Source organism: Halonotius aquaticus, assembly GCF_003605575.1.
Taxonomy (GTDB): domain Archaea; phylum Halobacteriota; class Halobacteria; order Halobacteriales; family Haloferacaceae; genus Halonotius; species Halonotius aquaticus.
Genome location: NZ_QKNY01000003.1, coordinates 41,906 through 65,733, shown reverse-complemented (window position 1 = coordinate 65,733; position 23,828 = coordinate 41,906). Strand labels below are relative to the sequence as shown.

At 63.8% G+C, this 23,828-nt stretch carries 23 protein-coding genes and 1 tRNA gene; 15 read left to right on the top strand and 9 right to left on the bottom strand.

Translation table 11 applies throughout. The features are described from left to right. Positions 1-39 precede the first annotated feature (39 nt). Positions 40-1,032 (bottom strand): alpha/beta fold hydrolase, encoded by a 993-nt coding sequence (locus DM826_RS01280; RefSeq protein ID WP_120100508.1) that lies wholly within the window; start codon positions 1,030-1,032, stop codon positions 40-42. Positions 1,033-1,135: 103 nt separating this feature from the next. Between DM826_RS01280 and DM826_RS01275 the strand changes: the two genes are divergently transcribed. Next, positions 1,136-2,365, top strand: a complete 1,230-nt coding sequence (locus DM826_RS01275) for a threonine synthase (RefSeq protein ID WP_120100506.1) — start codon at positions 1,136-1,138, stop codon at positions 2,363-2,365. 57 nt (positions 2,366-2,422) lie between these two features. Continuing rightward, entirely contained in the window at positions 2,423-3,097 is a 675-nt protein-coding gene (locus tag DM826_RS01270; RefSeq protein WP_120100504.1) for a metal-dependent transcriptional regulator, read from the top strand. A 53-nt stretch (positions 3,098-3,150) separates the two neighbouring features. Here the strand turns inward: DM826_RS01270 and DM826_RS12915 are convergent, their stop codons facing one another. The 3 genes from DM826_RS12915 to DM826_RS01260 form a co-directional block, all read right to left on the bottom strand. Beyond that, positions 3,151-3,297 (bottom strand): hypothetical protein, encoded by a 147-nt coding sequence (locus DM826_RS12915; RefSeq protein ID WP_165853217.1) that lies wholly within the window; start codon positions 3,295-3,297, stop codon positions 3,151-3,153. Between the two features lie 100 nt (positions 3,298-3,397). Next, positions 3,398-4,111, bottom strand: coding sequence for a universal stress protein (locus tag DM826_RS01265; RefSeq protein ID WP_120100501.1), 714 nt, complete (start codon positions 4,109-4,111; stop codon positions 3,398-3,400). After that, a complete protein-coding gene (locus tag DM826_RS01260) occupies positions 4,111-5,535 on the bottom strand; it encodes an APC family permease (RefSeq protein ID WP_120100499.1) in 1,425 nt (474 codons plus the stop codon). The genes DM826_RS01265 and DM826_RS01260 overlap by 1 nt, the downstream gene beginning before the upstream one ends. Positions 5,536-5,620: 85 nt before the next feature. On the opposite strand from DM826_RS01260, the gene DM826_RS01255 reads away from it, so the two are divergent. The 4 genes from DM826_RS01255 (at position 5,621) to DM826_RS01240 (ending at position 8,695) form a co-directional block, all read left to right on the top strand. Further along, complete coding sequence (locus DM826_RS01255; RefSeq protein WP_120100497.1) at positions 5,621-6,676, top strand: NAD(P)-dependent glycerol-1-phosphate dehydrogenase; 1,056 nt, start codon at positions 5,621-5,623, stop codon at positions 6,674-6,676. A gap of 105 nt (positions 6,677-6,781) precedes the next feature. Beyond that, positions 6,782-7,405 carry a DUF420 domain-containing protein gene (locus DM826_RS01250; RefSeq protein WP_120100495.1) on the top strand — a complete coding sequence of 208 codons (624 nt, stop codon included), beginning with the start codon at positions 6,782-6,784 and terminating at the stop codon, positions 7,403-7,405. A gap of 88 nt (positions 7,406-7,493) precedes the next feature. Continuing rightward, a complete protein-coding gene (locus DM826_RS01245) occupies positions 7,494-8,243 on the top strand; it encodes an NAD(+)/NADH kinase (RefSeq protein ID WP_120100492.1) in 750 nt (249 codons plus the stop codon). A 2-nt stretch (positions 8,244-8,245) separates the two neighbouring features. Then, positions 8,246-8,695, top strand: coding sequence for a DUF7313 family protein (locus DM826_RS01240; RefSeq protein ID WP_120100490.1), 450 nt, complete (start codon positions 8,246-8,248; stop codon positions 8,693-8,695). Positions 8,696-8,829: 134 nt separating this feature from the next. On the opposite strand, the gene DM826_RS01235 is transcribed toward DM826_RS01240, so the two are convergent. After that, positions 8,830-11,052 carry a CDC48 family AAA ATPase gene (locus DM826_RS01235; protein ID WP_120100487.1) on the bottom strand — a complete coding sequence of 741 codons (2,223 nt, stop codon included), beginning with the start codon at positions 11,050-11,052 and terminating at the stop codon, positions 8,830-8,832. Between the two features lie 236 nt (positions 11,053-11,288). Between DM826_RS01235 and DM826_RS01230 the strand changes: the two genes are divergently transcribed. From DM826_RS01230 to DM826_RS01210, 5 genes are all read left to right on the top strand, one after another. Next, on the top strand, positions 11,289-12,617 hold the full coding sequence (locus DM826_RS01230; RefSeq protein ID WP_120100485.1) for a dihydroorotase: 1,329 nt from the start codon (positions 11,289-11,291) through the stop codon (positions 12,615-12,617). Positions 12,618-12,683: 66 nt separating this feature from the next. Continuing rightward, positions 12,684-12,977, top strand: coding sequence for a hypothetical protein (locus tag DM826_RS01225; protein WP_120100483.1), 294 nt, complete (start codon positions 12,684-12,686; stop codon positions 12,975-12,977). 51 nt (positions 12,978-13,028) lie between these two features. Then, positions 13,029-14,264: an MBL fold metallo-hydrolase gene (locus DM826_RS01220; protein ID WP_120100480.1), complete on the top strand. Its 1,236-nt coding sequence runs from the start codon at positions 13,029-13,031 to the stop codon at positions 14,262-14,264. 45 nt (positions 14,265-14,309) lie between these two features. Further along, positions 14,310-14,383: transfer RNA gene (locus tag DM826_RS01215), tRNA-Pro, on the top strand. An 88-nt stretch (positions 14,384-14,471) separates the two neighbouring features. Next, the gene (locus DM826_RS01210) at positions 14,472-15,752 is read left to right on the top strand and encodes a hypothetical protein (RefSeq protein WP_120100478.1); all 1,281 of its coding nucleotides are present in this window, start codon (positions 14,472-14,474) and stop codon (positions 15,750-15,752) included. Positions 15,753-15,839: 87 nt separating this feature from the next. On the opposite strand, the gene DM826_RS01205 is transcribed toward DM826_RS01210, so the two are convergent. Then, positions 15,840-16,058 carry a TrmB family transcriptional regulator gene (locus tag DM826_RS01205; protein WP_120100475.1) on the bottom strand — a complete coding sequence of 73 codons (219 nt, stop codon included), beginning with the start codon at positions 16,056-16,058 and terminating at the stop codon, positions 15,840-15,842. A gap of 291 nt (positions 16,059-16,349) precedes the next feature. Then, entirely contained in the window at positions 16,350-17,762 is a 1,413-nt protein-coding gene (gene lpdA, locus DM826_RS01200; RefSeq protein ID WP_120100474.1) for a dihydrolipoyl dehydrogenase, read from the bottom strand. Positions 17,763-17,919: 157 nt separating this feature from the next. Between lpdA and thrS the strand changes: the two genes are divergently transcribed. After that, entirely contained in the window at positions 17,920-19,848 is a 1,929-nt protein-coding gene (thrS, locus tag DM826_RS01195) for a threonine--tRNA ligase (RefSeq protein ID WP_120100471.1), read from the top strand. A gap of 67 nt (positions 19,849-19,915) precedes the next feature. Beyond that, positions 19,916-20,878 carry an NADPH:quinone reductase gene (locus DM826_RS01190; RefSeq protein ID WP_120100469.1) on the top strand — a complete coding sequence of 321 codons (963 nt, stop codon included), beginning with the start codon at positions 19,916-19,918 and terminating at the stop codon, positions 20,876-20,878. 22 nt (positions 20,879-20,900) lie between these two features. Here the strand turns inward: DM826_RS01190 and DM826_RS01185 are convergent, their stop codons facing one another. After that, a complete protein-coding gene (locus DM826_RS01185) occupies positions 20,901-21,314 on the bottom strand; it encodes a DUF7548 family protein (protein ID WP_120100466.1) in 414 nt (137 codons plus the stop codon). Between the two features lie 87 nt (positions 21,315-21,401). Here DM826_RS01185 and DM826_RS01180 point away from each other — a divergent pair, with 87 nt between their 5' ends. Continuing rightward, the gene (locus DM826_RS01180; RefSeq protein ID WP_120100464.1) at positions 21,402-22,556 is read left to right on the top strand and encodes a thiolase family protein; all 1,155 of its coding nucleotides are present in this window, start codon (positions 21,402-21,404) and stop codon (positions 22,554-22,556) included. Beyond that, entirely contained in the window at positions 22,553-22,960 is a 408-nt protein-coding gene (locus DM826_RS01175) for an OB-fold domain-containing protein (RefSeq protein WP_120100462.1), read from the top strand. Before DM826_RS01180 ends, DM826_RS01175 begins: the two co-directional genes overlap by 4 nt. Here the strand turns inward: DM826_RS01175 and DM826_RS01170 are convergent, their stop codons facing one another. Further along, positions 22,961-23,749, bottom strand: coding sequence for a DUF7547 family protein (locus DM826_RS01170; RefSeq protein WP_120100459.1), 789 nt, complete (start codon positions 23,747-23,749; stop codon positions 22,961-22,963). Positions 23,750-23,828 lie beyond the last annotated feature (79 nt).

Here is a 23,828-nt window from a genome sequence, read left to right as displayed (position 1 = left end):
GAAGCACCCGGACTCCTATCAGACTGTAGCGGTGTCGGCCTACCCACCGAGTGACTCAATCCACGCGATCGTTGCCTCAAGCGTTTTCGGGTGGGCCATCAGTTCGAGATGCGAGAGGCCGTCGAGAATCGATACCTGACTCCCCTCGGTGTCAGCCAGCAACGACTCGTAGGCCGACGGGATCACGGCCTCGTCGTCGCTGCCGACAAGCGTGAGCGTCGGCTGTTCGATCTCGGTGACGACGGTATGCTCATCCGGCACCAGATCGGTGGCCAGCCGGAACGTGTAAGAGCGCGTCTCAGCTCCATAGCGGGCGCTCTCCGGCATCTCGTAGCTGACGACCTCGGTGTCATTGTAGAGGCCAACACCGAGGCCGTTGAACAGCCCAGCTACCAGGGCCGATTGGACGTTGAACTGCTGCCAGCCGCCGAAGGCGCGTCGGCTCGTCGGAGTGAGCAGTCGCCCGAGATGCGGTGCCAAAAACAGATAGGCGTCGGCGAGGCTGTCGCCGAGTGGATCCGCGCCGATTCGGGCCGCAAACCCGCCGCCGGCACCGTGGCCGCCGATGATGACCGTGTCGAACTCATCGAGTGGCGTCGGCCGCTGGAGGCTGTTTGCGGTGGCGATAACCGCTTCAAGATCGTCGCTGAGTTGCCCCACATACTCGCTGTCACCACGGCGAATCGGGTTGGGCCCGTGGCCCCGAATGTCGGGGGTGATGACGTGGGCAACTCCTGTCTCGGCAATCGCCGTGGCCAGCGGAGTGAGCATCCGGCTATCGAGGGTCGCGTTATGATACAGGATCAACACGGTGTCTGGATCGCCGTCAGCCAGATACTCCCGGAACACCGGCTTTTGGGTGCCCGCGGTTGTCTCCTTTGTTGGCGGAGCATTCGCCCAGTCGATGGCGTCCAGCACTGAGTAATCGATCGTTCCCTCGGGTGGGTCGCCGCCGAGACAGCCGGCTGTACCGCCGGCGATGGCGGTTGCGGTCAACCCGAGTGTCTGCCGCCGGGACAGCGGGGAACCCATCGCTGTAGGCTACGCTGCTGCACACATAATAGCTTGCCATCAGGTCACTCGTAGCTCCCCGAGCGACGGGAAGGGCTTAGGGCGTCGGTACCCAACGCCGTGTATGGAACCAACGGGGGCTGTTCAGGGCCTACGGTGTCCGGACTGCGAGACGATCCACCCGCTCGATGCCGATCAGGGCTGTCCGACCTGTGGCACTGCCTGCACCGTCGCCTACGACTACGACGCGGTTGATGATGCCGCGCTGTTCGACCGCGGCGCACCTCCCCGCGACGCTGACGCGGCCACCGGTGGCCAGTCCGCACGCGGACAGTGGCAGTATGACGCCTTGTTGCCGTTCGACGCCGCCGACGCCGTCACCGCCGGCGAGGGGGCGACACCGCTGGTCGCCGCCGATCGGCTGGCCGACGAACTCAGCGTCGACAGCGTCTACATCAAAGACGAGAGCCGGAATCCAACAGGAACGATCTATGATCGCGGCATGAGTATCGCGACGACCGCGATCGCAGCCAGAGCAGCTCCCGAGGCTGTCGAACCGGCCGCACTGGCGACAACCGGCAACAGTGGGCAGTCGGCAGCGGCGTATCTGGGTCGCCTCGGCGTCCGGAGCTACGCGTTTGTTCCCTCGCGGTCAGCGTTTTCGAACAAGGCGATGATCAACGTCCACGGCGGGGAGATGCAGGTCGTCGGTGGGCGGTATTCGGATGCCGCCGACGCTGTCGACGAGCAGTTGGCTGGCGACTACTACTCGCTACAGGAGTTCACCACGCCGTACCGACAGGAGGGCGCGAAGACCCTGGCCTTCGAGCTGTATGCGGATCTCGGCGCGGTTCCGGATGTCGTTTTCGTCCCGGCAAGCACCGGCGAGGTGGTCGTTGGCGTTGCCGCTGGCTTTGAGGAGTTGGTCACGATTGGCGTTGCTGACGAGACGCCAACCTTGGTGGCGGTACAGCCGACGGGGTGTGCACCGATCGCCACCGCGGTCGACAGCGGCGCGAGCGCACCCGAGCCGTGGGCTGTCCCGGATACGATCGTCGGCGAACTGGAGGTGCCTGATCCGGCCGGCGGTGAGCAGGCTGTCGCTGCCTTGGAGCGACTCAACGGGGCGGCCGTCACCGTTGACGACGATGAGATCCTCGAATCGGCGGTCGCCGTCGCCAGCAACGAGGTCATCGAGATGGGCGCGGCCGGCGGCGCGGCCCCGGCTGGCGCGTGGCGGTACGCCGACGATGGCGGCTTCGATGGCGACGAGACGGTGGTGTTGCTCAACACCGAATCCGGCACCAAGACGCCGGATATTCTCCGCAGTCATCTGATGGGCCCCGGTGGATAGCCCGCGGTCGTCGCTGCTTCCCGGTAGCTATTTGCCCTCGACACCGCTAGCCCCTGTATGTTCAGCGACACCATGGAGGACTACCTGAAAGCGATTTACGTCCTTCAGACCGAGGGCGGGCCGCCGGTGTCGACCTCCGAAATCGCGGAGTATCTTGAGAAGACCCCGCCGACGGTCACCAGCATGGTGAGTTCGCTGGCCGAAAACGACCTTATCGACCACGAGAAGTACAAGGGCGTCGAGTTGACCGCGGAGGGCGAAACTGTCGCCTTAGAGGTGATTCGCCACCATCGCCTGCTGGAAACGTATCTCACCGAACACCTCGATTACGACTGGCACGAGGTACACGAGGAGGCCGACGCCTTAGAACACCACATCTCTGAGGAGTTTGAACGCCGCGTCGCCGAGGCCCTCGATAACCCGACTGTCGACCCCCACGGCGATCCGATTCCGGGTGTCGAACTCGACCCGATCGAAGGCGACGATGCCGTCCGACTCACCGAGTTTGAGACCGGCGACCACGTCGTCGTCAGCCGCGTTAGCGACCGCGACGAGGAAGAGTTGACCTATCTCGAAGCGGCCGGCATCACGCCGGGGACGGAGCTCGAACTCACCGATATCGCGCCGTTCGGGATGATTACCGTCGAAACCGCCAGCGGCGACGAACAGAGCCTTCCTGAATCCGTTGCGCGGTCGATTCGGGTTGAGCCGGTTGATGAGGCTGTAGCCTGAGCTGTGAGCGGTTGCCACCGCGATACCAGCAGGGCGACACGTGGCGTGGTGCGTTAGGCTTCGACCCAGATCGTTTCGATCCCACAGTTTGGACAGTCGTGGAGCGTCTCCATCGGCTCATCGTCGTCCGGTACCTCATCGTCGTCAACCGATGCGACTGCTGTTTCGCCACAGACAATGCATTCGAATTCGACGTTCACAGTGGGCAGGTACGACGTTCGGTTCAATATATCTGACTCGATTTCGGCGCGTCGCTCCGTTCTTGCCCTCGGTCTCCTCGACTTCGATACTGGAAGTGCATTACTGCTCTGAATCGGTAGCTTCAGCCTTCTCTTCCTCTCGGCGGACGACCAACACCGGGCCGACAGAGGACGCGGCCACGCGCTCGGCTTCATCACCGAAAACGAGCGACCGCAGCGAGGGGGCTGCCTCGCCGATCACAATCGCGTCGTGGGTTGGTGCCGCATCCATCAGCGAATCGAACGGCGAGCCGGCTGCAGTCGACGTGTTTGTGTCGATCCCGGCCTCGCGAAGCTGGGTCGCAGCAGTTTCTAAGCGATCGTCGACCGCCGCCTCAGCGCCGCTTGCGAGCAACAGCGTCACGGCGATCTCGCGGTCGCCGATCAGTTCCGTCACGAACGCGGTGATCCGGTCGACAGCCACGTCGCCCGACAGCGAGACAAGGATGGTGTCGACATCGCCGGTCATCCCGGAGATCGCAAACGCGTTGGCGGTGATCTCATCGGCGATTCGGGTGACTGTCTGTTCGCGGTCGTGGGTGAACACGAGCCGGTGGTCGGCCGCGCCACCGGCCGCCCGGAACTCTTCGCTGAGGTCTTCCAGCGCGGCGGTCGCGCGTTCCTCATACTGGTGGCGCGCCTGATCCGGCGGCGTCTGTTCGGGCAGGACGTGATAGCCGAGGACGGTCACATCGACCGTTCCCAGCAGGGTCATCAGCCCCGGTGCAACCGTCTTACCCGCCAAGACTTCGACGGGGACGAGGACGCGGCTCATTAGAGGGCTCCCTTGAGACGTATGTCGCGGGCGTAATAGAAGTACCACCCGGCGGTCGCCGCGATGACGCCAAGACCAACGCCGATCGACAGCGGATCCATGAACGCGATCAGGCCGAAACTCGCCACCGCGCCGACCGCCGGGATCACCGGCCCACCCGGAACGACGAAGTCGGGATCGTACCACTCGGGCCTGTCGCGGCGGATGGCGATCAGCGCGACACACATCAACCCGTACATGATCAGATGCAGGAAGGAGGCGACCTCGGCGAGCAGTTGCACCTGCCGGGTCGCCGCCAGGACGATCACCGGGCCGCCGGCCAGTCCAAGGGCGACGTGTGGGGTTCCATATTTCAGGTTGATTCGACTCGCCCACCCCGGAAGCAAGGCGTCCTTCGAGACGCCGTAGATGGCTCGCGAGGTGCTGAGGATCGAGGCGTTGGCCGACGACATCGTCGCCAACAGCCCGCCGATGATGATCACGAGCGCGCCTGGCGTCCCGAGCAGCGCGCGACCGATCTCGACCATCGCGGTCTCGCCGGCGGCGGCCAGGGCGTCCTGTGTGAAGACACTCGTCGCCACGAAGATCGTTATGACATACATCGCGGTGACGATCAGCACCGAGCCAAGCATCGCAAGCGGGAGGTTCCGCCCAGGGGATTTCATCTCGCCGGCGACGGTGGCGACCTGTGCGAAGCCGAGATACGAGGTGAACACGAGGGCGGCCACCGACATGATCGGGCCGACCGCCCAGACGTTTCGCGCCTCGCCGGGTGGCGTGCCGGCATCGACGAGTCCGAGGGCGTCGGCCATCCCGAAGGCGAGAAACGCGACCAGCATCGACAACAACAGTGCGACGATCCCGTTTTGGAGTTTGGCCGCGTTTTCGGTGCCGGTCACGTTCAACACGGTAAATCCGATCCCGGCGATGACGGCGATCGTGGAGACGATGATCCCCGGACTCGCGCCGACGGTAATCCCGACCAGGGCAAGCCCATCCAGTGCGTAAAACCCCAGCCCGACCAGATAGAACGCGGTCGCAAATACGAGACCGATCCACAATGAGAGGCCGATGATTGTCCCCGCAAGCGTTCCCAGCCCACGAGAGATGAAATAGTAGCCGCCGCCGCTTTTCGGCATCGCCGTTGCCAGCTCTGAGGTCGGCAGCGCGACCAGTAAGGCGATGATCCCGCCGACGCCGAAGGAGGCTGCAGCCGCCGTCCCGACTTCTGCGCCGGCCAGCCCCGGAAAGACGAAGATGCCCGCGCCGATCATCGTCCCGATGCCGATAGCCAACCCACCGGAGAGCCCAAGCGTCCGTTCGAGTTCGGCGTCTTCGGTGATCGTCGCCTCGTCGGTCTCGACGACCGGCTCGGCGTCGGGTGCCTCGCCCTCGATGTTGGTGCCGGTCGGCTCGCTACTCATTGTCAAGGGTTCACTCCCGGCGAGGTAATAAGCTGGGGCCGTAGCGACACCAAATGGTTTCATGCTGGGCCGTCGATTGGCGAGTATGTTCGACAAATCGACCTGGATCAAGCTCCCACGGAATGTGGTCGTCGGCCACGGCGTCATCGAGGAGCTTGGTCAAGCGGTCGCCGAACTCCACCTCCACGGCGACCCGCTTGTCGTCACCAGCCCAACGCCGAACGAGCTCGCGGGCGACCGGCTCCGCGCCCAACTCGACGACCCGACGACGGTGACAATCGAGTCAGCTAGCTTCGACTCTATCGAGCGTGTCACCGAGATCGCCCGCGATATCGACGCCGGCTATCTGATCGCGCTTGGGGGTGGCAAACCAATCGACATCGCCAAGATGGCCGCAGACGAGATCGACCGCGGCTTCGTCTCGGTACCGACCGCCGCCAGCCACGACGGCATCGTCTCCGGCCGCTCGTCGATCCCGGAGGGCGACAGCCGCCACTCGATCGCCGCCGACCCGCCGTTGGCGGTCGTCGCCGACACGGAAGTCATCGCCCGCGCGCCGTGGGAGTTGACGACCGCCGGCTGTGCCGATATCATCTCGAACTACACCGCCGTCCAGGACTGGCGGCTCGCCCACCGACTCAAAAACGTCGAATACTCCGAGTACGCCGCCGCGCTCTCGGAGATGACCGCCGAGATGTTGGTCGACAATGCCGCTTCGATCCGCCCAAATCTCGAAGAGTCCGCGTGGATCGTCGTCAAGGCGCTCGTCTCCTCCGGCGTCGCCATGTCGATCGCAGGCTCCTCCCGTCCCGCTTCGGGCGCGGAACACCTGTTTTCCCACCAACTCGACCGCATCGCGCCGAACAAAGCCTTGCATGGCCACCAGGTCGGCGTCGGCTCGATTTTGACCGAATACCTCCATAGCGGCGACGGCGGCCGCTGGCGGGCGATCCGACAGGCCCTCGACAGCATCGACGCGCCGACGACAGCCGACGAACTCGGGGTCAGTGACGATGAGGTGCTGGAGGCGCTGACGACGGCTCACGAAATCCGGGATCGGTACACGATCCTCGGCAACGGTGTCGACCTCGATGCGGCCGTCGAGACGGCGACCGTGACCGGTGTCATCGACCGCGAGTAAGACCGTCACCGCATCGCTGTTCGCCGCTGCTCGTACCGCGCGGCTGCTGTGCCGCTGCTCGCAGTGAGTCGAAACCCGCATTACCGACACGTCCCAAGTCGGGGTATGGAGACTCCGATGGTCGGCGGCTGGGCTCGTGACCACCCGCGGGCGACGACACTGCTCTTGGCCGTGGTCGGCTACGCGGCAGTCGTCGGCGTGTTCGCGGTGCCCTCGGTACAGGCCCTCTTTCCGGAACTGAGCCTTGGACAGGTCAATCTGCTGGCCCACGCGATTGCCGTCGTCAACACGTTTGCGGTCACGTCGCTGGCCGCCGGCTGGTACTGGATCCGCAACGACGAGGTGAGTAAACATGCCCACGCGATGCTTTCGGCGTTCGTCCTCATCCTCCTGTTTTTGAGTATGTACCTCCCGAAAGTCGCCGGCGGCGGCACCAAAGAGTTCGTGCTTGACTCGGCCTACAGTTGGGTGCCGCTGTGGGAGTGGGTGTATCCGGCCTACCTGCTTATGCTGGCAATCCACATCCTGCTGTCGATTCTGGCGATGCCACTCGTCTTGTACGCTGTCGTGCTCGGACTGACGCATACGCCTGAGGAGCTTCGCACGCAGACACCCCACCGCACTGTCGGTCGTGTCGCTGCCGGGACGTGGATTCTCTCGCTGGCGTTAGGCGTCATCACCTATCTGTTGCTCAACCACGTCTACGCCTACGAGTTCGTGGCCGCCTGATGGCACGCGATGGCTTCGCCGACGCGGGACTTTTGTCGGTGCGGCCGCAGCCTCCGAGCATGCGGCACGTAGCGTGGGAGCGATCTCGATGAACGTTGCCGTCGCCCAGACACCGGCCGATGCGGTGGCCACGCAGTTGCGCGAGACGGTCGCGGCGATCGACGAACTCAGCCTTGTCGATCCGGCGGCCGCCGACGTGCTCCTCGCCGTCGACGACGCTGCCCTCCGAGCGGCTGTCGACAACGAGCCTGATCGACCGTTGCTCTTGCTGCCAGCGAGCGACAGCGATGACACGCCAACCGATCGCTCGACCCTGCTTGCACACCTCGCGGCCCACGCGGCGACGACAGTGCCAACGATCACCCGCCGGGTGCTGTCAGTACAGGCTGGTGACACGGCGACGCGTGCTGTTCGGGACTGTGCGATCGTGACGACCGATCCAGCCCGGATCTCGGAGTACCGAGCGGTGACCGAGGAGACGACGCTGACGACGTTTCGCGCCGACGGCGTCGTCGTCGCCACGCCGCTGGGAACGGCCACCTACAGCCGGGCTGCCGGCGGGCCGCGGCTCGCACCCGACACCGGCCTCGCGGTCGTTCCCATCGCCCCGTTTGCGATGACGGCCGATCAGTGGGTTGTCAGCCCGCCGCTGACGCTCCGGGTTGAGCGCGACGACGCTGTGAGCGTCCTCGCCGACGGCCGAGCGGTCGCCAGTGGCGGTGCCGACCTCACGGTTTCCGTCTCGGTTGCGGGATCGATCACCGTTGTTGACCGTCGCCGGCTCGGTGAGCGCGGGCGCAATTGGAAAAACTCTAATGAGTCGTCGCCACAGGACTAGGTATGTACCCACTACAGTTTCTCGTTCCCCTCGGCTGGATCGAGACGGTCGGGCCGATGCTCCCGATTGCCATCCTCACCCTTGCGGTCGGCAACATCGTCACCCGACTGATGAGCCACCGCACGCAGAAACAACAGGTTGAGCAAACCGGCGACGACGACGGGCTCAGCCGCTATCCGCCACACGTGTTCACCACCACCGGGCTTGTCATCCTCGGGCTGCTGTTTACCGTGTACCGACCGACCAGCGGTATGATCCTCATGCTGCCGGTGATCGGCGTGTTCATCACCGACTTCTTCGAGTACGAGTCCAGAGCGGTCGAAGCCCGCAACGATATGACGTTCGAACGCCCGAAAGCGGGCTTTGCGATCTCACTGCTCGTGTTGGTGTACGCCGCTTACTACGCACTCCCGTTCCTCTATCAGCCGGTGCTCGACGCCCTGTTGGCGTAACGAACCGGCCCACCACCGCGGCGTCGGTTCCACCGGTGCGTGCTCGATCGACAGCCGCTGTTGCTGATTCGGTAGCTCCCCGGTTCGAAAATCGATGTGAGCTGCTCAAAAGACAGCGGTGTCGACGCCCAGCTTTACTGGAAGCCGACGCGGCCGCCCCGACGGTCGCCGAGTTGGTCGCCGCCGCCGCGGAACTGCTCTTCGACATCCTCGTAGTAGGCCTCGATCTCGTCGGTGACGGTCGGGCGCACCGATTCAAGCGCCTGCCGGAAGTGCTGCATCTCGACTTCCGTCGCGTCGTCGTCGTCCCGAAGGGCTTCGATCGCGCTCTCGCGGGCGATCGACTCCAGATCCGAGCCGACGTAGCCGTCGGTGATCTCAGCGATCTCACGGAGGCTGACATCGGGCGACAGTGGTGTGTCGTCGGTATGGATCTTGAGGATCTGCTCGCGGCCTTCCTCGTCGGGTTGGCCGATCTTCACCAAGCGATCGAACCGCCCCGAGCGGAGTAAGGCGGGGTCGATCATATCCGGGCGGTTGGTCGCGCCGATGACCATCACATCGCCCATCTCTTCGAGCCCGTCGAGTTCGGTCAACAGTTGGTTGACAACCCGTTCCGAGACGTTGTTGCCCATGTCTTGGCCGCGTGCGGGCGCAAGGCTGTCGAGCTCATCGAAGAAGATGATCGTCGGGTTGACCTGCCGGGCCTTCCGGAACGTCTGGCGGATCGCCTTCTCGGATTCCCCGACCCACTTCGAGAGCAGCTGTGGCCCCCGCACCGAGATGAAGTTGGCGTTGGTCTCGCTGGCGACAGCCTTCGCCATCAACGTCTTGCCAGTCCCGGGTGGGCCGTACAACAGGATGCCTTTCGGCGCCTCAACGCCCATCCGTTCGAACTTTTCAGGGCTTGTCAGCGGCCACTCAACGGCCTCTTTGACCTGTTGTTGTGGTGATTCGAGCCCGCCGACATCGTCCCAGGTGATCTTGGGTAACTCGACGAGCACCTCCCGCATCGCCGAGGGTTCGACCTCGTTGAGTGCGCCCCGGAAGTCCTCGCGTTTGACGATCATCCGATCGATCAAACTTGGCGGGATATCCTCCTCGTCGAGATCGATCTCCGGGAGGTACCGCCGGAGTGCCTTCATCGCCGCCTCCTTGGTCAGACTCTGGATGTCGGCACCGACGAAGCCATGCGTTTCGCCAGCAAGGTGGCCCAGCGACACATCGTCAGACAGCGGCATCCCACGGGTGTGGATCTGGAGGATCTCCTTGCGGCCAACTTCGTCGGGGACGCCGATCTCGATCTCTCGATCAAACCGCCCCGGCCGACGCAACGCGGGATCGACGCTGTCGACACGGTTGGTCGCGGCGATGACGACGACCTGGCCGCGAGCTTCGAGGCCGTCCATCATCGTCAACAGTTGGGCGACAACACGCCGTTCGACCTCGCCGGTCACGTCCTCGCGTTTCGGCGCGATGGAGTCGAGTTCGTCGATGAAGATGATCGATGGCGACTCGTCTTTGGCGTCTTCGAAGATCTCCCTGAGTTGCTGCTCGCTTTCCCCGTAGTATTTCGAGATGATCTCCGGGCCGGCGATAGAGAAGAAACTGGCCGACGTTTCGTTGGCGACGGCCTTTGCAAGCAGTGTCTTGCCGGTACCCGGCGGACCGTGCAGCAACACCCCCTGTGGCGGCTCAATACCGAGTTTCTTGAAGATCTGGGGGTGTTTCATCGGCAACTCGACCATCTCGCGGACGCGCTGGATCTCGTTTTCGAGGCCGCCGATATCCTCGTAGGTGATCCCGCCGCCGGTCTTCTCGAAGCCCGAGATGGGTTCCTCGCGAAGTTCCACGTCGGTATCCTCGGTGATGAGACAGACGCCCTCGGGCTCGGTTTCGACGGCGATCAGCGGGATCGCCTGTCCTGGCGAGCGCATAAAGGGGTGGTTCGTTGAGGACATCACCGGGACGATGTCGCGTTCGACAACCGGCCGCTTCAAGATCTGTCGTTTAACCATCCCAGCGGCGTCGCTGCCGAACTGGACGCTGGCCTCCTCGGGCGGAGCGAGGACGAGCTTTTCGGCCTTTTCGGCCTCGGCCTTGCGGATCGAGACGCGTTCACCGATGCCGACATCCGCGTTCTGCCGCGTAAAGCCGTCGATGCGGACGGTGTCGGTGTTCCAGTCTTGGCGGTCGGCGCGCCAGACCTTCGCGGCGCTCGTTTCCGCGCCCTCGATCTCGATGATGTCACCCGGCGAGAGCTTGAGATGCAGCAGTGTATCGGGGTCAAGACGGGCGATCCCGCGACCCGAATCGTTCGGGTACGCCTTCGCCACTTCAAGTTGCACTTCGTTCATGATTGTCTCTCAGTAATTACCAACTCGTCAGTCCGGTCGGCGGATAAGTGTGTTGCTACCCGGGGGGTTCGCCCACGAATCGCCGTCCCGGCTGGCGGCCTGCCGGTCGCCCGTGCGTCGTGTCGTGTCACAGTATACCAAACGAGTGGCTCCGCACACAAATCCCTACCGGCTGCGGCCGTATTGCGACCGCGCCATCCGCGACACTTAGGAGCCTGCCACCCACAGCCCACAGCATGCTCCTCACGAACGCCGAACTCGTCGATGGTCGCACCGTCGACTGCCGCATCGACGGCGAACAGATCGCTGCGGTCGAGCCTGAGCTTGATCCAGCTCCCGACGAGTCGGTGATCGACGCCGCCGGCAACCTGCTTTTGCCGGGCGCAATCGACGCCCACGTTCACTTCCGCGAACCTGGATACGCACACAAGGAAACGTGGACAACCGGCACCCGGAGTGCGGCTGCTGGTGGCGTGACCACCGTCATCGACATGCCGAACACGTCGCCACCGACGACGACCGGCGAGAGCTTCGACACTAAGGCTGCAGCCGCCGAGCAGGCCTGTATCGATTATGGGATCAACGGCGGCGTCACCGGCGACTGGGAGCCTGACTCGCTGTTCGACCGCCCACTCTGCGCGCTCGGTGAAGTCTTCCTCGCGGATTCGACCGGCGACATGGGTGTCGCTCCCGATGATTTTGCCGACGCCGTCGACCGCGCCGTCGACGAGGGGGTAACGGTCACCGTCCACGCCGAGGACGAAACCCTCTTCCACACTGCCGCCCGCGACGCCGACGCCGGCGGGCCGGGCCGGGCGGCCAACGCCGACCTCTGGAGCACCTACCGCACAGCCGAGGCTGAGGCGGCGGCTGTCGACTATGCGACCGATGTCGGCCAGGAAACGGGTGCAGATCTCCACATCGCCCATACGTCGACGCCGGAGGGGATCGATGCCGCCGTCGACGGCGGCGCGACCTGTGAGGTCTGTCCACATCATCTCTATCTCTCCCGTGCGGATCTCGACGAGCTCGGCACCCACGGCCGCATGAACCCGCCGCTCCGGAGCGAGGATCGCCGCCAGGCCGTCTTTGAACGCGTCGCCGACGGCACCGTCGACATCGTTGCAACCGATCACGCGCCGCACACACGCGAGGAGAAGGATGCTGGCCTGTGGGAGGCCCCCAGCGGCGTCCCCGGCGTCGAGACGATGCTGCCGCTGCTGTTGGAATCGGCTCGCCAAGGAGAGTTCACCTACGAGCGCGTCGTCGATCTCGTGGCTCACAACCCGGCCGAGATCTTCGATCTGGAATCGAAGGGGCGGATCGCCCCCGGCTACGACGCCGACCTCGTGCTCGTCGACCCTGACGACCCCCGAGCGATCCGCGGCGACGACACGCACAGCAAATGCGGGTGGACGCCGTTTGCAGGTCGGCAAGGCGTCTTCCCGGAACTCACGATGGTTCGCGGCCAGGTCGTCTATGAGCGCACGCCGGCCGATGGACGTGACCGCAGCGATGATGATGAGCAGTTTGGCGACGTCGACGGCGAAAACGTCCGCGCCTGAGGGGTCGCGTTCCACCAGCCGTGGGGCGGCCGCTGGACTCATATGCACTGCGCCCGTTAACCAACTGTGGACGCGACTCATCTCGACGACGCCCTGCGAGAGGCCTTCGATAGCCCAGCGGCCGACCGCCGCGTCGTCGTCCGCCAGGCAACCGATCTCGCCGCCGTCGGCAAACCCGAAGCCGACCGCGGCGTCGCGCTCAGCGTTGACGACATTGTCGATAATCTACAGGATGCCCCCGACGGTGCGGATCTCGTCGACCGCTGGAACTGGTGGCTTGGCGCGCTCGAACTCGCCTACGGCGGCTACCAACACTTCACCGTCCAAGCGAAAGCAGGCGATCCAGCACTCGACACCTAACGCGACCGCGGATCGACGGATGAAAGCGTCGCCAGCGACGATCAGTTGCTAATGGACGTGCAGTTTCTCGGCGGGGCTGGCGAGGTTGGTCGCAGTGCAATCCTCGTCAACGATCGCCTGCTGCTTGATTACGGGGTTCAGACAGCAACGCCGATGCAGTACCCTGTCGGTGACATCGAGCCCGAAGCCGTTGTTGTCTCCCACGGCCACCTCGATCACGCCGGTGCGGTGCCGACGCTGCTCTCGGGTGACCGCCGCCCCGAGATCCACTGGACGCCGCCGACCGCGGCACTGACCCGGATTCTTGCCCGCGATACGCTGAAACTCCATGGCGGCACCATGCAGTGTCCCTTTACGCAGACTCACGTCGCCCGCCTCGGGGAAGTCGAGTGTCGACACGGCTACCGCGAGTCCTTCGAGGCGGCAGGCCACGAGATCACCCTCTACGACGCCGGCCACATCCCCGGCAGCGCGCACGTTCTCGTCGACGACGGCGACACGCGGCTGCTGTACACTGCGGATTTTCACACCGACGACACCAGGTTGTTGTCGGGATCGACAGCGCGGCCCGCGGCGGATGTCGTTATCTGTGAATCAACCTACGCAGACGTGTCCCACGAGAACCGCGAGTCGGTCGAAGCTCGCTTCGCGGAGACGACGCGGACGACGCTGTGGGAGGGTGGCACTGTCGTCGTCCCGGCCTTCGGGATCGGGCGCACACAGGAGGTGCTCATGGTCTGTGCCGCCCACGATATCGACTGCTACGTCGACGGGATGGGCGTCGAGGTACTTGACATGCTTCGGGGGTACCCTGATTTTCTGCGCGATGCCGACGCTCTCGATCGCGCCGCCCGCCACGCGCGCACAGTCACCGGCCGGGACGGCCAACGAAAACGGATCGCCGCTCAAAATACCGTTATCGTCACCACCAGTGGGATGCTCGCCGGCGGGCCGGCGATGACCTATATCCCCGAGATTAGAACCGACCCGACCAACCGGATCTCGCTGACCGGCTATCAGGTCGAGGGGACGCCCGGGCGAGAACTGCTTGAGACGGGCCGATGTGAGCTCAACGGCGGGGTTCGGCCGGTCGCTGCCCAAACTGCACTCTTTGATTTCTCTGCTCACGCCGACCGCGATGGGTTGCGATCATTTCTCGATGCCTACGAGGAGGCGACGGTGCTCGTCAACCACGGCGACAACTGTGAGGGATTCGCTGCTGAACTGCGTGACGAGGGGGTTGCCGCCAGCGCGCCTGGCGTCGGTGATGACTGCACTGTGGGGTAAGCCAAACGAAACGCTTTACACCACGTCCCCGGTATCGTTGGTTGCGGGCTCGTGGGTTAGCTTGGCCATACTTCGGGCCTTGGGTGCCCGTGACCCCGGTTCGAATCCGGGCGAGCCCATTCAATTCTGCGAACGAAGTGAGTCGTCGTTGCGCTGCTGGTAAGCAATCGGCACGGCTTTTTCCGACTACTACACCAACAGCCAGCAATGCCGCTCTCACGTCGCCGGCTACTGTGCGTACTCGGCTCGGCAGCGACAGCCACAGCCGGCTGTCTCGGAACCGATGAGTCAGCCGCTCCATCAGGGCCGTCAGGCTCGCCACCGGCGCGCCCGGCGACGGCGACAGCGGCCTACACCCACCTACAGGCCAGCGGGAACCGCCTCCTCGCCGGAACCGGCAACGTCGCTGACGCGTCTCCGGTGGAAATCGATGTCGACGGCCGCCCGGCATGGCTACTCGCTACCGGTAAAACCGATAGCTATTGGACGATCGTCACGTCCGACGGTGTCGCCACAACTCACCGTCTCAGTGGCGGCGACAGCGAACTGGTGGTCGACCACGGTACCATTCAACTCCCACCAGTTGGCTACCGCACGACTGGGCCGCCCGAACTCATCGCCCGACCGGCGGACTGTGCCGACCACACCCATCCAGTTCCCATCGATGGCGGGCTCTGTTATGTCGCTACCAACGGCGACGTTGTGCTCTGGCGCGATGCGTCACCGACGCGACTGGCCGTGGCCGCACCGGTTGACGCCCGGCTTGTCGCCGTCGACGACAGCCGGCTGGCGGTCTACGGGGCGAAGACGGATCGATACCGCCACGGCGCGCTCGGCGATCAAACCGAGGCTGGCAGTCTGGCGGTTATCGATACTGCCGCCGAGGGCGTCATAACAACTGTGGAACTCGACGCGCCGACCGTTTTCGAGGGGGTGTCACCGCTGGTGGCTGACCTCGATGGCGACGGTGAAACTGAGCTCGTCACAACCGTCGCTGATTCGACCGATGGTGCGCGGATTCGGGTGTATGATACCGGTGGATCCGAGGTGGCAACAGGGCCGATCTATGGCTCCGGCTGGCGACACCAGCTCTGTGTTGCATCGTTCGCCCCGGACGGAACCCGCGAACTCGCTGTCGTCAGAAAACCACACGTCGACCGAACCGTCGAGTTCTACCGCCTCCGCGACGACGAACTTTCAGTCGTCGCCACGCGTGAGGGGTATTCGAGTCACACCTATGGCTCACGGAATCTCGATGGCGGCCTGGCTGGCGATCTCGACGGCGACGGCCAGCCCGAACTACTTGTGCCGACGACCGATCGTTGGACGATCGATGCACTCCGGCGAACTGACGACGGGATTACGCCGGCATGGTCGTTCGACCTCGATGGCCCGCTGACGACGAATCTAACCGGTGTCTCACTCACCGAGGGCCGTGCTGCTGTCGGGGCTGGAACCGCCGACCACGTGCGAGTCTGGCAGGGCTAAGTGTGGGTATTACGGCGTGTATCACCGGTAAGAAAATCTATGCAGCTGCCGAGAATTGTTCGAGACAGTTCGACGACGACTGACGACCTATGCCAACGCGTAGCTGTCGCCGTTTTTCGAGATCAGGTTCTGCTTCTCAAGACATTTGAGGACGCTGTACAAGGAGATCTTCTTCATATCGAGGCCATTCTGCAGTTCGTTGATTGTCACGGTGCCGTTCATCGACAGGAACAGATACACAAGCTTTGCTCGGGGTGATTCGAGTTCGCCCGGAAGTGCGATCTGCGACGCCGTCTCTGCGATCATATCTTACCCTTGGCTTCGACAATAATAAATGTAGGCTACGTCGTCCGTCGAACCCACACAAACGAGACAAACGCCTGTTTTTCGGGGTCTGAGCTGGTCTCCCCGGTTCAATGTGATCAATCATGACTGATGCTGCAGCCGGTATCGGCCGCCTGTTTCGACTGTCGACGTATTCGTGTGGGACGCTCACATACGACGTGTTTTTCGGCGGTTCGGTGCCAGGTGAGTAATCAGGTGGGTCAGTTCCGAACACATCTTCCATCCACGGCAACGTGCCCAACAGTATGGCGTTCAGTACGCGTGGATTGCTTCATCCCGGGCGGCTTCGGCAGCCTCGACGAGTGTCTCCGGGAATGTCGGATGGGCGTGCATCGTGGTCACGATATCGCCGAGCGAGGCCTCCAGTTCGAGGGCCAGCGTCGCCTCGGCGATCGTATCCGAGGCGCGTGCCCCGACGATCCGCACACCAAGCAGTTGTTCGTCGCTGTCGGCGATCACCTTGAGATACCCTGACGTTTTGTCGGTCGTCAGCGCGCGACCGGAGGTTGCCATCGGCACCCGACCGACCAGCACGTCGTCGTACTGCTCGGTAGCCGCAGCCTCAGATAGGCCGACGGTGGCGACCTCCGGGTCGGTGTACATCACTGTCGGCATATACTCGGTGTCGACAGCGCGCTCTTCGCCAGCGGCGACCGCGGCGGCGACTTTCCCCTCGTGGGCGGCGACGTGTGCCAGATACGGCGGGCCGGCAGCGTCGCCGATCGCAAGGATGCTGTCGTCGGCCGTCCGAAGCTGGTCGTCGACATCGATGACGCCGTTGTCAGTGTGTTCGATGTCGGTGGTATCGAGCCTCAGCCGGTCGTATGCGGCGGTTGGCTCCCGGCCGGCAGCGACGACGATGTAATCGCCGGAGAGCCGGATTTCCTCGTCGTCCTGCTCGGCGACGAGGACGGGCCGGCCGTCGTCGTACTCAACGCCCTGGGCCAGCGTCGAGGTGTAGATCTCGTCGTCGTACATCTCGCTGGTCTCCTGAATCGAATCGACGATTTCGGGCTCGAACTGGGTGAGCACGCGGTCGAGAGCTTCAACGATCTTGACGCGCGCGCCGAACTTCGAGAATTTCGTCACTGCTTCCATCCCGATGTAGCCGCCGCCAACGACGACGATCTCGTCGGGCACCTCATCGACCTGCAGGATCTCTCGGGAGGAGATGACGCCTTTCTGGTCGTATTCGAGGCCGGGGATCTCGATGGGATCGGAGCCGGTAGCGATGATCGCCGTCTCGAAGGTGATCGGTTGCGGCTCGTCGTCGCTGGTGCCGCTATCATTGTCGACGTGAAGTGTATTCGAGTCCGCGAACCGAGCGGTGCCTTCGATCACTTCGACGCCGTGGTGATCGAGGCTATCGAGCACCTGCTGGTCGAGTGTGTCGACCACGCTGTCCTTCCAATCTTGGATGGCGTCGAAGTCGACATCGACCGGGCCGGTCTCGATGCCGAGGGCGTTCCAGTGGTCGATATCCTTCTGGAAGCCGGCGGCGTGGATCAACGCCTTCGCGGGGATACAGCCGTGGTTGAGACAGACGCCGCCGACGGTTTCGCGCTCGACGAGGACGACATCGAGGCCCTTCTGTGCGCCGCGAATCGCCGCGGTGTAGCCGCCCGGCCCGGCACCGATGACAGCGAGGTCGGTCATTGTTGGCATTGCACAGACTATGGGTCGAACCGCAATAGTTCTTCATCACCCGACCTCCCCGGTTGACGACGCACACTACCAGCGGGTGTGAACACATCGCCGTGTTTGTGTGCCCCCACGACCGCATCCAACAACACTTATCCGCGGCTGTCGACTCCCAGAATCCATGAGCGAACTCGCTGTCGTCCTGCCGGACGGCTCCGAACTGAGCGTGCCCGAAGGGGCGACGCTGGAGGATGTGGCCTACGAGATCGGCCCCGGCCTCGGCGACGATACTGTCGCCGGCAAGATCGAAGGCGAATTAGTCGACAAAGCAACCCCCGTCAGCGACGGCGACCGGGTTGAGATCGTCACCGACCAAAGCGACGAGTACCTCTCGGTGTTGCGACACTCGGCGGCCCACGTCTTCGCACAGGCCCTGCTGCGACTGTACGACGACGCCAAACTCACCATCGGCCCGTGGACTGAGGAGGGCTTCTACTACGATATCACCGGTGTCGACCTCGACGAGGATGACCTCCGAGAGATCGAAGATGAGATGCAGGAGATCATCGATGCCGACTACGACATCGAACGCGTCGTTTACGACCGCGACGAGGCCGTCGCAAAGTACGAGGGCGACAACGAGTACAAACTCGATATCCTCGACCGCGAAGCCGACGAGGCGGAGGTTTCCTTCTACGAGCAGGCCGAATTTGAAGATCTCTGTCAGGGCCCGCACGTTGAGTCAACCGGCGAGATCGGTGCGTTCAAACTGCTCAACATCTCGTCGTCCTATTGGCGCGGCGACGAAGAAAACGACACCCTGACTCGCGTTCACGGCACGGCCTTCGAGAAAGAATCCGATCTCGAAGAGTTCCTCACGATGCGCGAGGAGGCCAAAGAGCGCGACCACCGCAAACTCGGTCAAGAACTCGATTTATTCTCGATTCCGACCGTCACCGGCCCCGGCCTGCCGCTGTATCACCCCAACGGCAAAACCATCCTCAAAGAGCTTGAGGAGTACGGCGAGTCGATGAACGAGGAGTACGGCTACGAGTACGTCGAGACGCCACACCTCTTCCGCACCGAACTCTGGAAGCAGTCGGGGCATTACGACAACTACGTCGACGACATGTTCCTCCTCGATGTGAACGACGAGGAGTATGGCCTCAAGCCGATGAACTGCCCGGGCCACGCGACGATCTTCGAGCAAAACTCCTGGTCGTACCGCGATCTGCCCGTCCGCTACGCCGAAAACGGCAAGGTCTACCGCAAGGAGCAACGCGGCGAACTCTCGGGGCTCTCCCGCGTGTGGGCGTTCACCATCGACGATGGCCACCTCTTCGTTCGGCCCGAACAGATCGAGAGCGAGGTCAACGATATCATGGCGATGATCAACGACGTGCTGGAGACGTTCGACCTCGACTACGAGGTCGCCCTCGCCACGCGGCCGGAGAAATCCGTCGGCGGCGACGAGATCTGGGAAAAGGCCGAGTCCCAACTCGAAAGCGTCCTCGAAAGTGCGAACATGAATTACGAACTGGAGGCCGGCGACGGCGCGTTCTACGGCCCGAAGATCGATTTCGCCTTTACCGACGCGCTCGGGCGCAAGTGGGACGGGCCGACCGTTCAACTCGATTTCAACATGCCCGAGCGGTTCGATCTCTCCTACACCGGCGAGGATAACGAAGAACACCGCCCGGTGATGATCCACCGCGCGCTGTACGGCAGCTTCGAGCGGTTCTTCATGGTGCTCATCGAGCATTACGACGGGAAGTTCCCGCTGTGGCTCGCACCCGAACAGGTGCGGATCCTCCCGATCAGCGACGACGAACTCGGCTACGCTCACCGCCTGAAAAACGACCTCGAAGCCGCCGATTTCCGCGTCGACATCGAGGATCGCTCCTGGACGCTCGGCCGGAAGATCCGGGAAGCCCAGGACGACCGGGTTCCGTACATGCTCGTCGTCGGCAGCGATGAGGCCGAGGCCGGCACCATCTCAGTCCGGGATCGCAAGGAGCGCGAACAGCAGGATGTCGAACTCGAGACGTTCATCGACCACCTCAACGACGAGCGCGACGAAAAACGCGAAGAACCCGACTTCCTCGACTAATCCGGCAGGTTGCTGACGACCCGACCCCGCCGCGGCGTTTATTCGACTCCCACTCCTCAACCCAGATATGCGCGCCGTCAGATTCCATAGCCACGGTGGCACCGACGTACTCCAGGTAGACGAACTCGACCGCCCCGAACCGGCGGCCGATGAGGTGCTGATCGCCGTCGACGGTGCAGCAGTCAACCCCGTCGACACCTACTTTCGAGAGGGCTCTTACGAGCCGTTCACCCTGCCGATGATCCCCGGCATCGACGCCGCCGGCGAGGTTGTTGCCGTCGGCGACGACGTGACCGGGTTCAGCGAGGGCGACGCGGTCATGGCTACAGGCATCGGCAAGGATCACTACGGCGGGTACGCCGAGTACGCGGCGATCCCCGACGACCGAGTCGTCACCCTCCCCGAAGGCGTCGACACCGTCGCTGCCGGTGCGGCGGGCGTCGCCGCCGTCACGGCGTGGCGCGCGCTGATCGACCACGCTGACCTCCAGCTCGGCGACAGGTGTCTGATCCACGGTGGGAGCGGCGGCGTCGGCCATGCAGCCGTCCAAATCGCGGCCGCCGCGGGCGCACAGGTGATCACGACCGCCAGCCCGCAGTATCACGACGAGCTTAGCGATCTTGGCGCGGATCACGTCTTCGACTACCACCGCGATGATCTCGCCGACGCAGTCCTTGACGCCAGCGACGGCGGTGTCGACGTGGTTCTCGATCACCGCATGCACGAGTACCTCCAGTTCGATGCCGACGTGGCCGCTACCGGCTGTCGCGTCGTCGGCATCGGCGAAAAGGAGCAATCGGTCGGCTTCAGCCAGTCTTCAGCCGTCCGTGGGAAGGATCTGCAGTTGACGTTGATGAGCATGTTCAACACGCCCGATCTGCGAGACCCGCTTCGCAATGTAGCGCAACTGTTGGCGTCGGGCGACCTGGATATTGAGATCGCTCAGCAGTACGATCTTGACGGCGCAGCCGAGGCTCAGCGTGCGGTGCTGGCGGAGAGCTTCCTCGGCAAACTCGTTATCACCCCCTGAGCGGGCGGCTATAGTACCAAACTCAGTTGACGACGAACGCGTATCCCGCCGCAGCCCCGCCGATGAGCCCGCTGGCAACAAGGGTTGCCCAGGGATGGAATTCCAGCCAATCGTACTGTGGCGGGAAGCTGTAGATGACTCCCGACGGAAGCAGCAGCGTCCAGGCGGCTGTCAGCCCAAAGATAGCCAGCCCAACCGCGAGCATGATCCCGGCGACAAGCGTCGGATCAGCCTGCCCACGGACACCTGAGAGGAAGATCACAACTCCCAGGATGGCCAGAAAGATCCCGCCGGTGAGACCGAACGGGCCAGCCCCATAGTAGGCACCCAACAGCTCCGTCTGTCCGGTGATAAGCACATACGGCGCGGCGGCGACCACGGTAAAGACGAGCGACGCCACAGCTCCGAGATACGGCAGCGTGCGATCCGGCTCCATACCGGGTTCTCGGCCGGCCGTCCTGTTAAATCGCCCGAGATGGGTTGGAAGGGAAATCGGTAACTACCCCGCCGTGAGAGACGTGGTATGGATCGCGTTGCGATCGTCGGCGCGTCGATGACCCAGTTTGGCCAACGCGAGGGCTGGATCCGCGAGCTACTCGCGGAGGCCGGCCAGGACTGCTTGGCCAACGCTGAAATCGACGGCGACGACCTTGAGCATCTCTACGTATCGAATATGGCCAGCGGCGAGTTCGAGGGCCAGACCGGCATCGCCAACGCCGTCGCCCACGATCTCGACGCGCTGCCGGCCTACACGGCCCGAATCGACCAGACAAGCTCCTCCGGCGGCGCGGGCGTCTACAGCGCGTGGCAGTCCGTTGCGTCCGGTGCCAGCGACCTGACGCTGCTGATCGGCGGCGAGAAGATGACCCACCGCAGCACCGCCGAGGCGACCGACGTGATCGCCTCGCTGACCCACCCCGCGGAGTACAAACACGGCGTCACGCTGCCCTCCTTTGCTGGGCTGACCGCCCGGCGATACCTCCACGAGTACGACGCCCCACGCGAAAGTCTCGCCAAGGTCGCCGTGAAAAATCACAAAAACGGCGTCGACAACCCACACGCCCAGTTCCAAAAGGAGGTCGACCTCGATACGGTCATGGAGTCGCCGATCGTCGCCGATCCGCTACGGCTATACGATTTCTGTCCCATCACTGATGGCTCGGCTGCCCTCCTGCTGTGTCCCGAGTCGGTCGCCAGCGAGTACACCGACGACTACGCCGTCATCTCCGGCATCGGCGGCGCGACCGACACCCACGTTGTCCACGAGCGCGAGGATCCAACAGTAATGAATGGTGTCGTCGACTCAAGTGCGATCGCCTACGAGCAAGCGGGCCTCAGCCCCGACGATATCGATGTGGCCGAACTCCACGACATGTTCACCATTCTTGAGTTTCTCCAATCGGAGGGGCTCGGCTTCTTCGAGCAGGGCGAGGGCTGGAAAGCCGTCGAGGAGGGTGTCACCGACCGTGACGGCGAACTGCCGATCAATACCTCCGGCGGCCTGAAATCAAAGGGCCATCCCCTCGGTGCCAGCGGTGTCGCCCAAGTATATGAGATCTACAAACAACTCACCGGCACCGCCGGGCCGCGACAGGTCGAGGCCGAGACTGGGCTTGCCTGCAACGTCGGTGGCTTTGGCAACTGTGTCATAACGACGATCATGGAGGCCGGACAATGAGCGAGCACCAGGATCCACACGACGCCGAGAGCGACGAGCAGCCGCCGATGGAGGCCGCCCGCTACCCAGACGGGTCGATCCTGTATCCGGCGCATCCGCTCGGCCCCGACGGCGCGGAGCCGGTCGGAACGGTCGACCTTAGCAAGTACCGAGCCACCGTTATCACGTGGACGACCTCGACGGCGACGCCGCCGGGTGTCCGCGAGCCGAACCACCTCGCTATCGTCGAGTTCGACGTTGATGGCGAGTCGGTGCGCGCTATCGGCCAGTTGACGACCGACGGCGTCGAGATCGGTGACACGGTCGAGCCCGTCTACGCCGAAGAACTCCGCGATCCCGAGGCTGGCATCCGCGAGCCGGCCAGCCAGTCGTGGGACGGCTATCGCTTCCGCCCGATCGAGTAACTAAGTCGCGTCGGTGTCATCGTCTTCCGTCGAGCTGTCCGGCTTCTCCTCACGTTCCGCGTCGTCGATCGCCTGTTCGGCCGCATCGAGTTCGTCTTTGATCGATTCGAGTTCGGCGTCGACATCCACCTCAGGGCCGTCGTCGCTGGTGGACTGTTGGCTGTCCGCGTCGTCGCCCTTGTCTTCCTCTCGTGTTGCGTCCGCGCCATCGTCACTCACGTCGATGAGGACGCCACCACCGCCGGCGGTATCGCTGTCGGTGGTCGGCTGGCGGTGACCGTCCTGTCGTTCCTTGTCGCGGTGATCGCTGACGGTTTGTTCGGCGTCTCTGAGCCGGCGTTCGATCTCGCCGGTCAGCTCCCGGGCATCAGTAATGAGATCACGAGACTCGGCGTTCTCGGGGAGGTCGGCTTCGGACAGCGCGGTGCGAAGTTCCGTCAACGCGTCGGCAAGCTGTCGTCCGGCCTCGCTGCCAACCTCGTCAAGTCGGCCCCGGGCGGCAGCCCCCTCCTCGCGGGCAGCGCGTTCGGGATCAGCCAACCGGAGCGTCCGCCGCAGCAACTCAAGCGAGCGGATCGTCGCCTCAAGGATCGCAATCAGTGTCGGGATGGTATACTGCTCGGTAAACCGAAGCAACTCGCTCAGTTGTGGGGGCTGTGGTGGCCCGCGGCGACCTTGGTCGCGAAGCTCACCTCGGAGGTCTGTGAGCGTCGCCTCGAGGTCGTCAAGTTGGGCCGCCAACTCGTCGCGCTCCGGCGGATCAGATGGGCTGTCTGCGGGTGGACTCATAACGTCCTGTTGGGTCGCAGGTCTGTTAAGACTGTGGCACTCTCTCCCGGGGGTGGGCAATCTGCTTCACAAAAGTTGT

Excerpts from the sequence above, each read along its gene's own strand:
- DM826_RS01280 (WP_120100508.1), bottom strand. The coding sequence starts at position 1,032 with ATGGGTTCCCCGCTGTCCCGGCGGCAGACACTCGGGTTGACCGCAACC.
- DM826_RS01275 (WP_120100506.1), top strand. The coding sequence starts at position 1,136 with ATGGAACCAACGGGGGCTGTTCAGGGCCTACGGTGTCCGGACTGCGAG.
- DM826_RS01270 (WP_120100504.1), top strand. The coding sequence starts at position 2,423 with ATGTTCAGCGACACCATGGAGGACTACCTGAAAGCGATTTACGTCCTT.
- DM826_RS01265 (WP_120100501.1), bottom strand. The coding sequence starts at position 4,111 with ATGAGCCGCGTCCTCGTCCCCGTCGAAGTCTTGGCGGGTAAGACGGTT.
- DM826_RS01260 (WP_120100499.1), bottom strand. The coding sequence starts at position 5,535 with ATGAGTAGCGAGCCGACCGGCACCAACATCGAGGGCGAGGCACCCGAC.
- DM826_RS01255 (WP_120100497.1), top strand. The coding sequence starts at position 5,621 with ATGTTCGACAAATCGACCTGGATCAAGCTCCCACGGAATGTGGTCGTC.
- DM826_RS01250 (WP_120100495.1), top strand. The coding sequence starts at position 6,782 with ATGGAGACTCCGATGGTCGGCGGCTGGGCTCGTGACCACCCGCGGGCG.
- DM826_RS01245 (WP_120100492.1), top strand. The coding sequence starts at position 7,494 with ATGAACGTTGCCGTCGCCCAGACACCGGCCGATGCGGTGGCCACGCAG.
- DM826_RS01240 (WP_120100490.1), top strand. The coding sequence starts at position 8,246 with ATGTACCCACTACAGTTTCTCGTTCCCCTCGGCTGGATCGAGACGGTC.
- DM826_RS01235 (WP_120100487.1), bottom strand. The coding sequence starts at position 11,052 with ATGAACGAAGTGCAACTTGAAGTGGCGAAGGCGTACCCGAACGATTCG.
- DM826_RS01230 (WP_120100485.1), top strand. The coding sequence starts at position 11,289 with ATGCTCCTCACGAACGCCGAACTCGTCGATGGTCGCACCGTCGACTGC.
- DM826_RS01220 (WP_120100480.1), top strand. The coding sequence starts at position 13,029 with ATGGACGTGCAGTTTCTCGGCGGGGCTGGCGAGGTTGGTCGCAGTGCA.
- DM826_RS01210 (WP_120100478.1), top strand. The coding sequence starts at position 14,472 with ATGCCGCTCTCACGTCGCCGGCTACTGTGCGTACTCGGCTCGGCAGCG.
- DM826_RS01205 (WP_120100475.1), bottom strand. The coding sequence starts at position 16,058 with ATGATCGCAGAGACGGCGTCGCAGATCGCACTTCCGGGCGAACTCGAA.
- lpdA (WP_120100474.1), bottom strand. The coding sequence starts at position 17,762 with ATGCCAACAATGACCGACCTCGCTGTCATCGGTGCCGGGCCGGGCGGC.
- thrS (WP_120100471.1), top strand. The coding sequence starts at position 17,920 with ATGAGCGAACTCGCTGTCGTCCTGCCGGACGGCTCCGAACTGAGCGTG.
- DM826_RS01190 (WP_120100469.1), top strand. The coding sequence starts at position 19,916 with ATGCGCGCCGTCAGATTCCATAGCCACGGTGGCACCGACGTACTCCAG.
- DM826_RS01185 (WP_120100466.1), bottom strand. The coding sequence starts at position 21,314 with ATGGAGCCGGATCGCACGCTGCCGTATCTCGGAGCTGTGGCGTCGCTC.
- DM826_RS01180 (WP_120100464.1), top strand. The coding sequence starts at position 21,402 with ATGGATCGCGTTGCGATCGTCGGCGCGTCGATGACCCAGTTTGGCCAA.
- DM826_RS01175 (WP_120100462.1), top strand. The coding sequence starts at position 22,553 with ATGAGCGAGCACCAGGATCCACACGACGCCGAGAGCGACGAGCAGCCG.
- DM826_RS01170 (WP_120100459.1), bottom strand. The coding sequence starts at position 23,749 with ATGAGTCCACCCGCAGACAGCCCATCTGATCCGCCGGAGCGCGACGAG.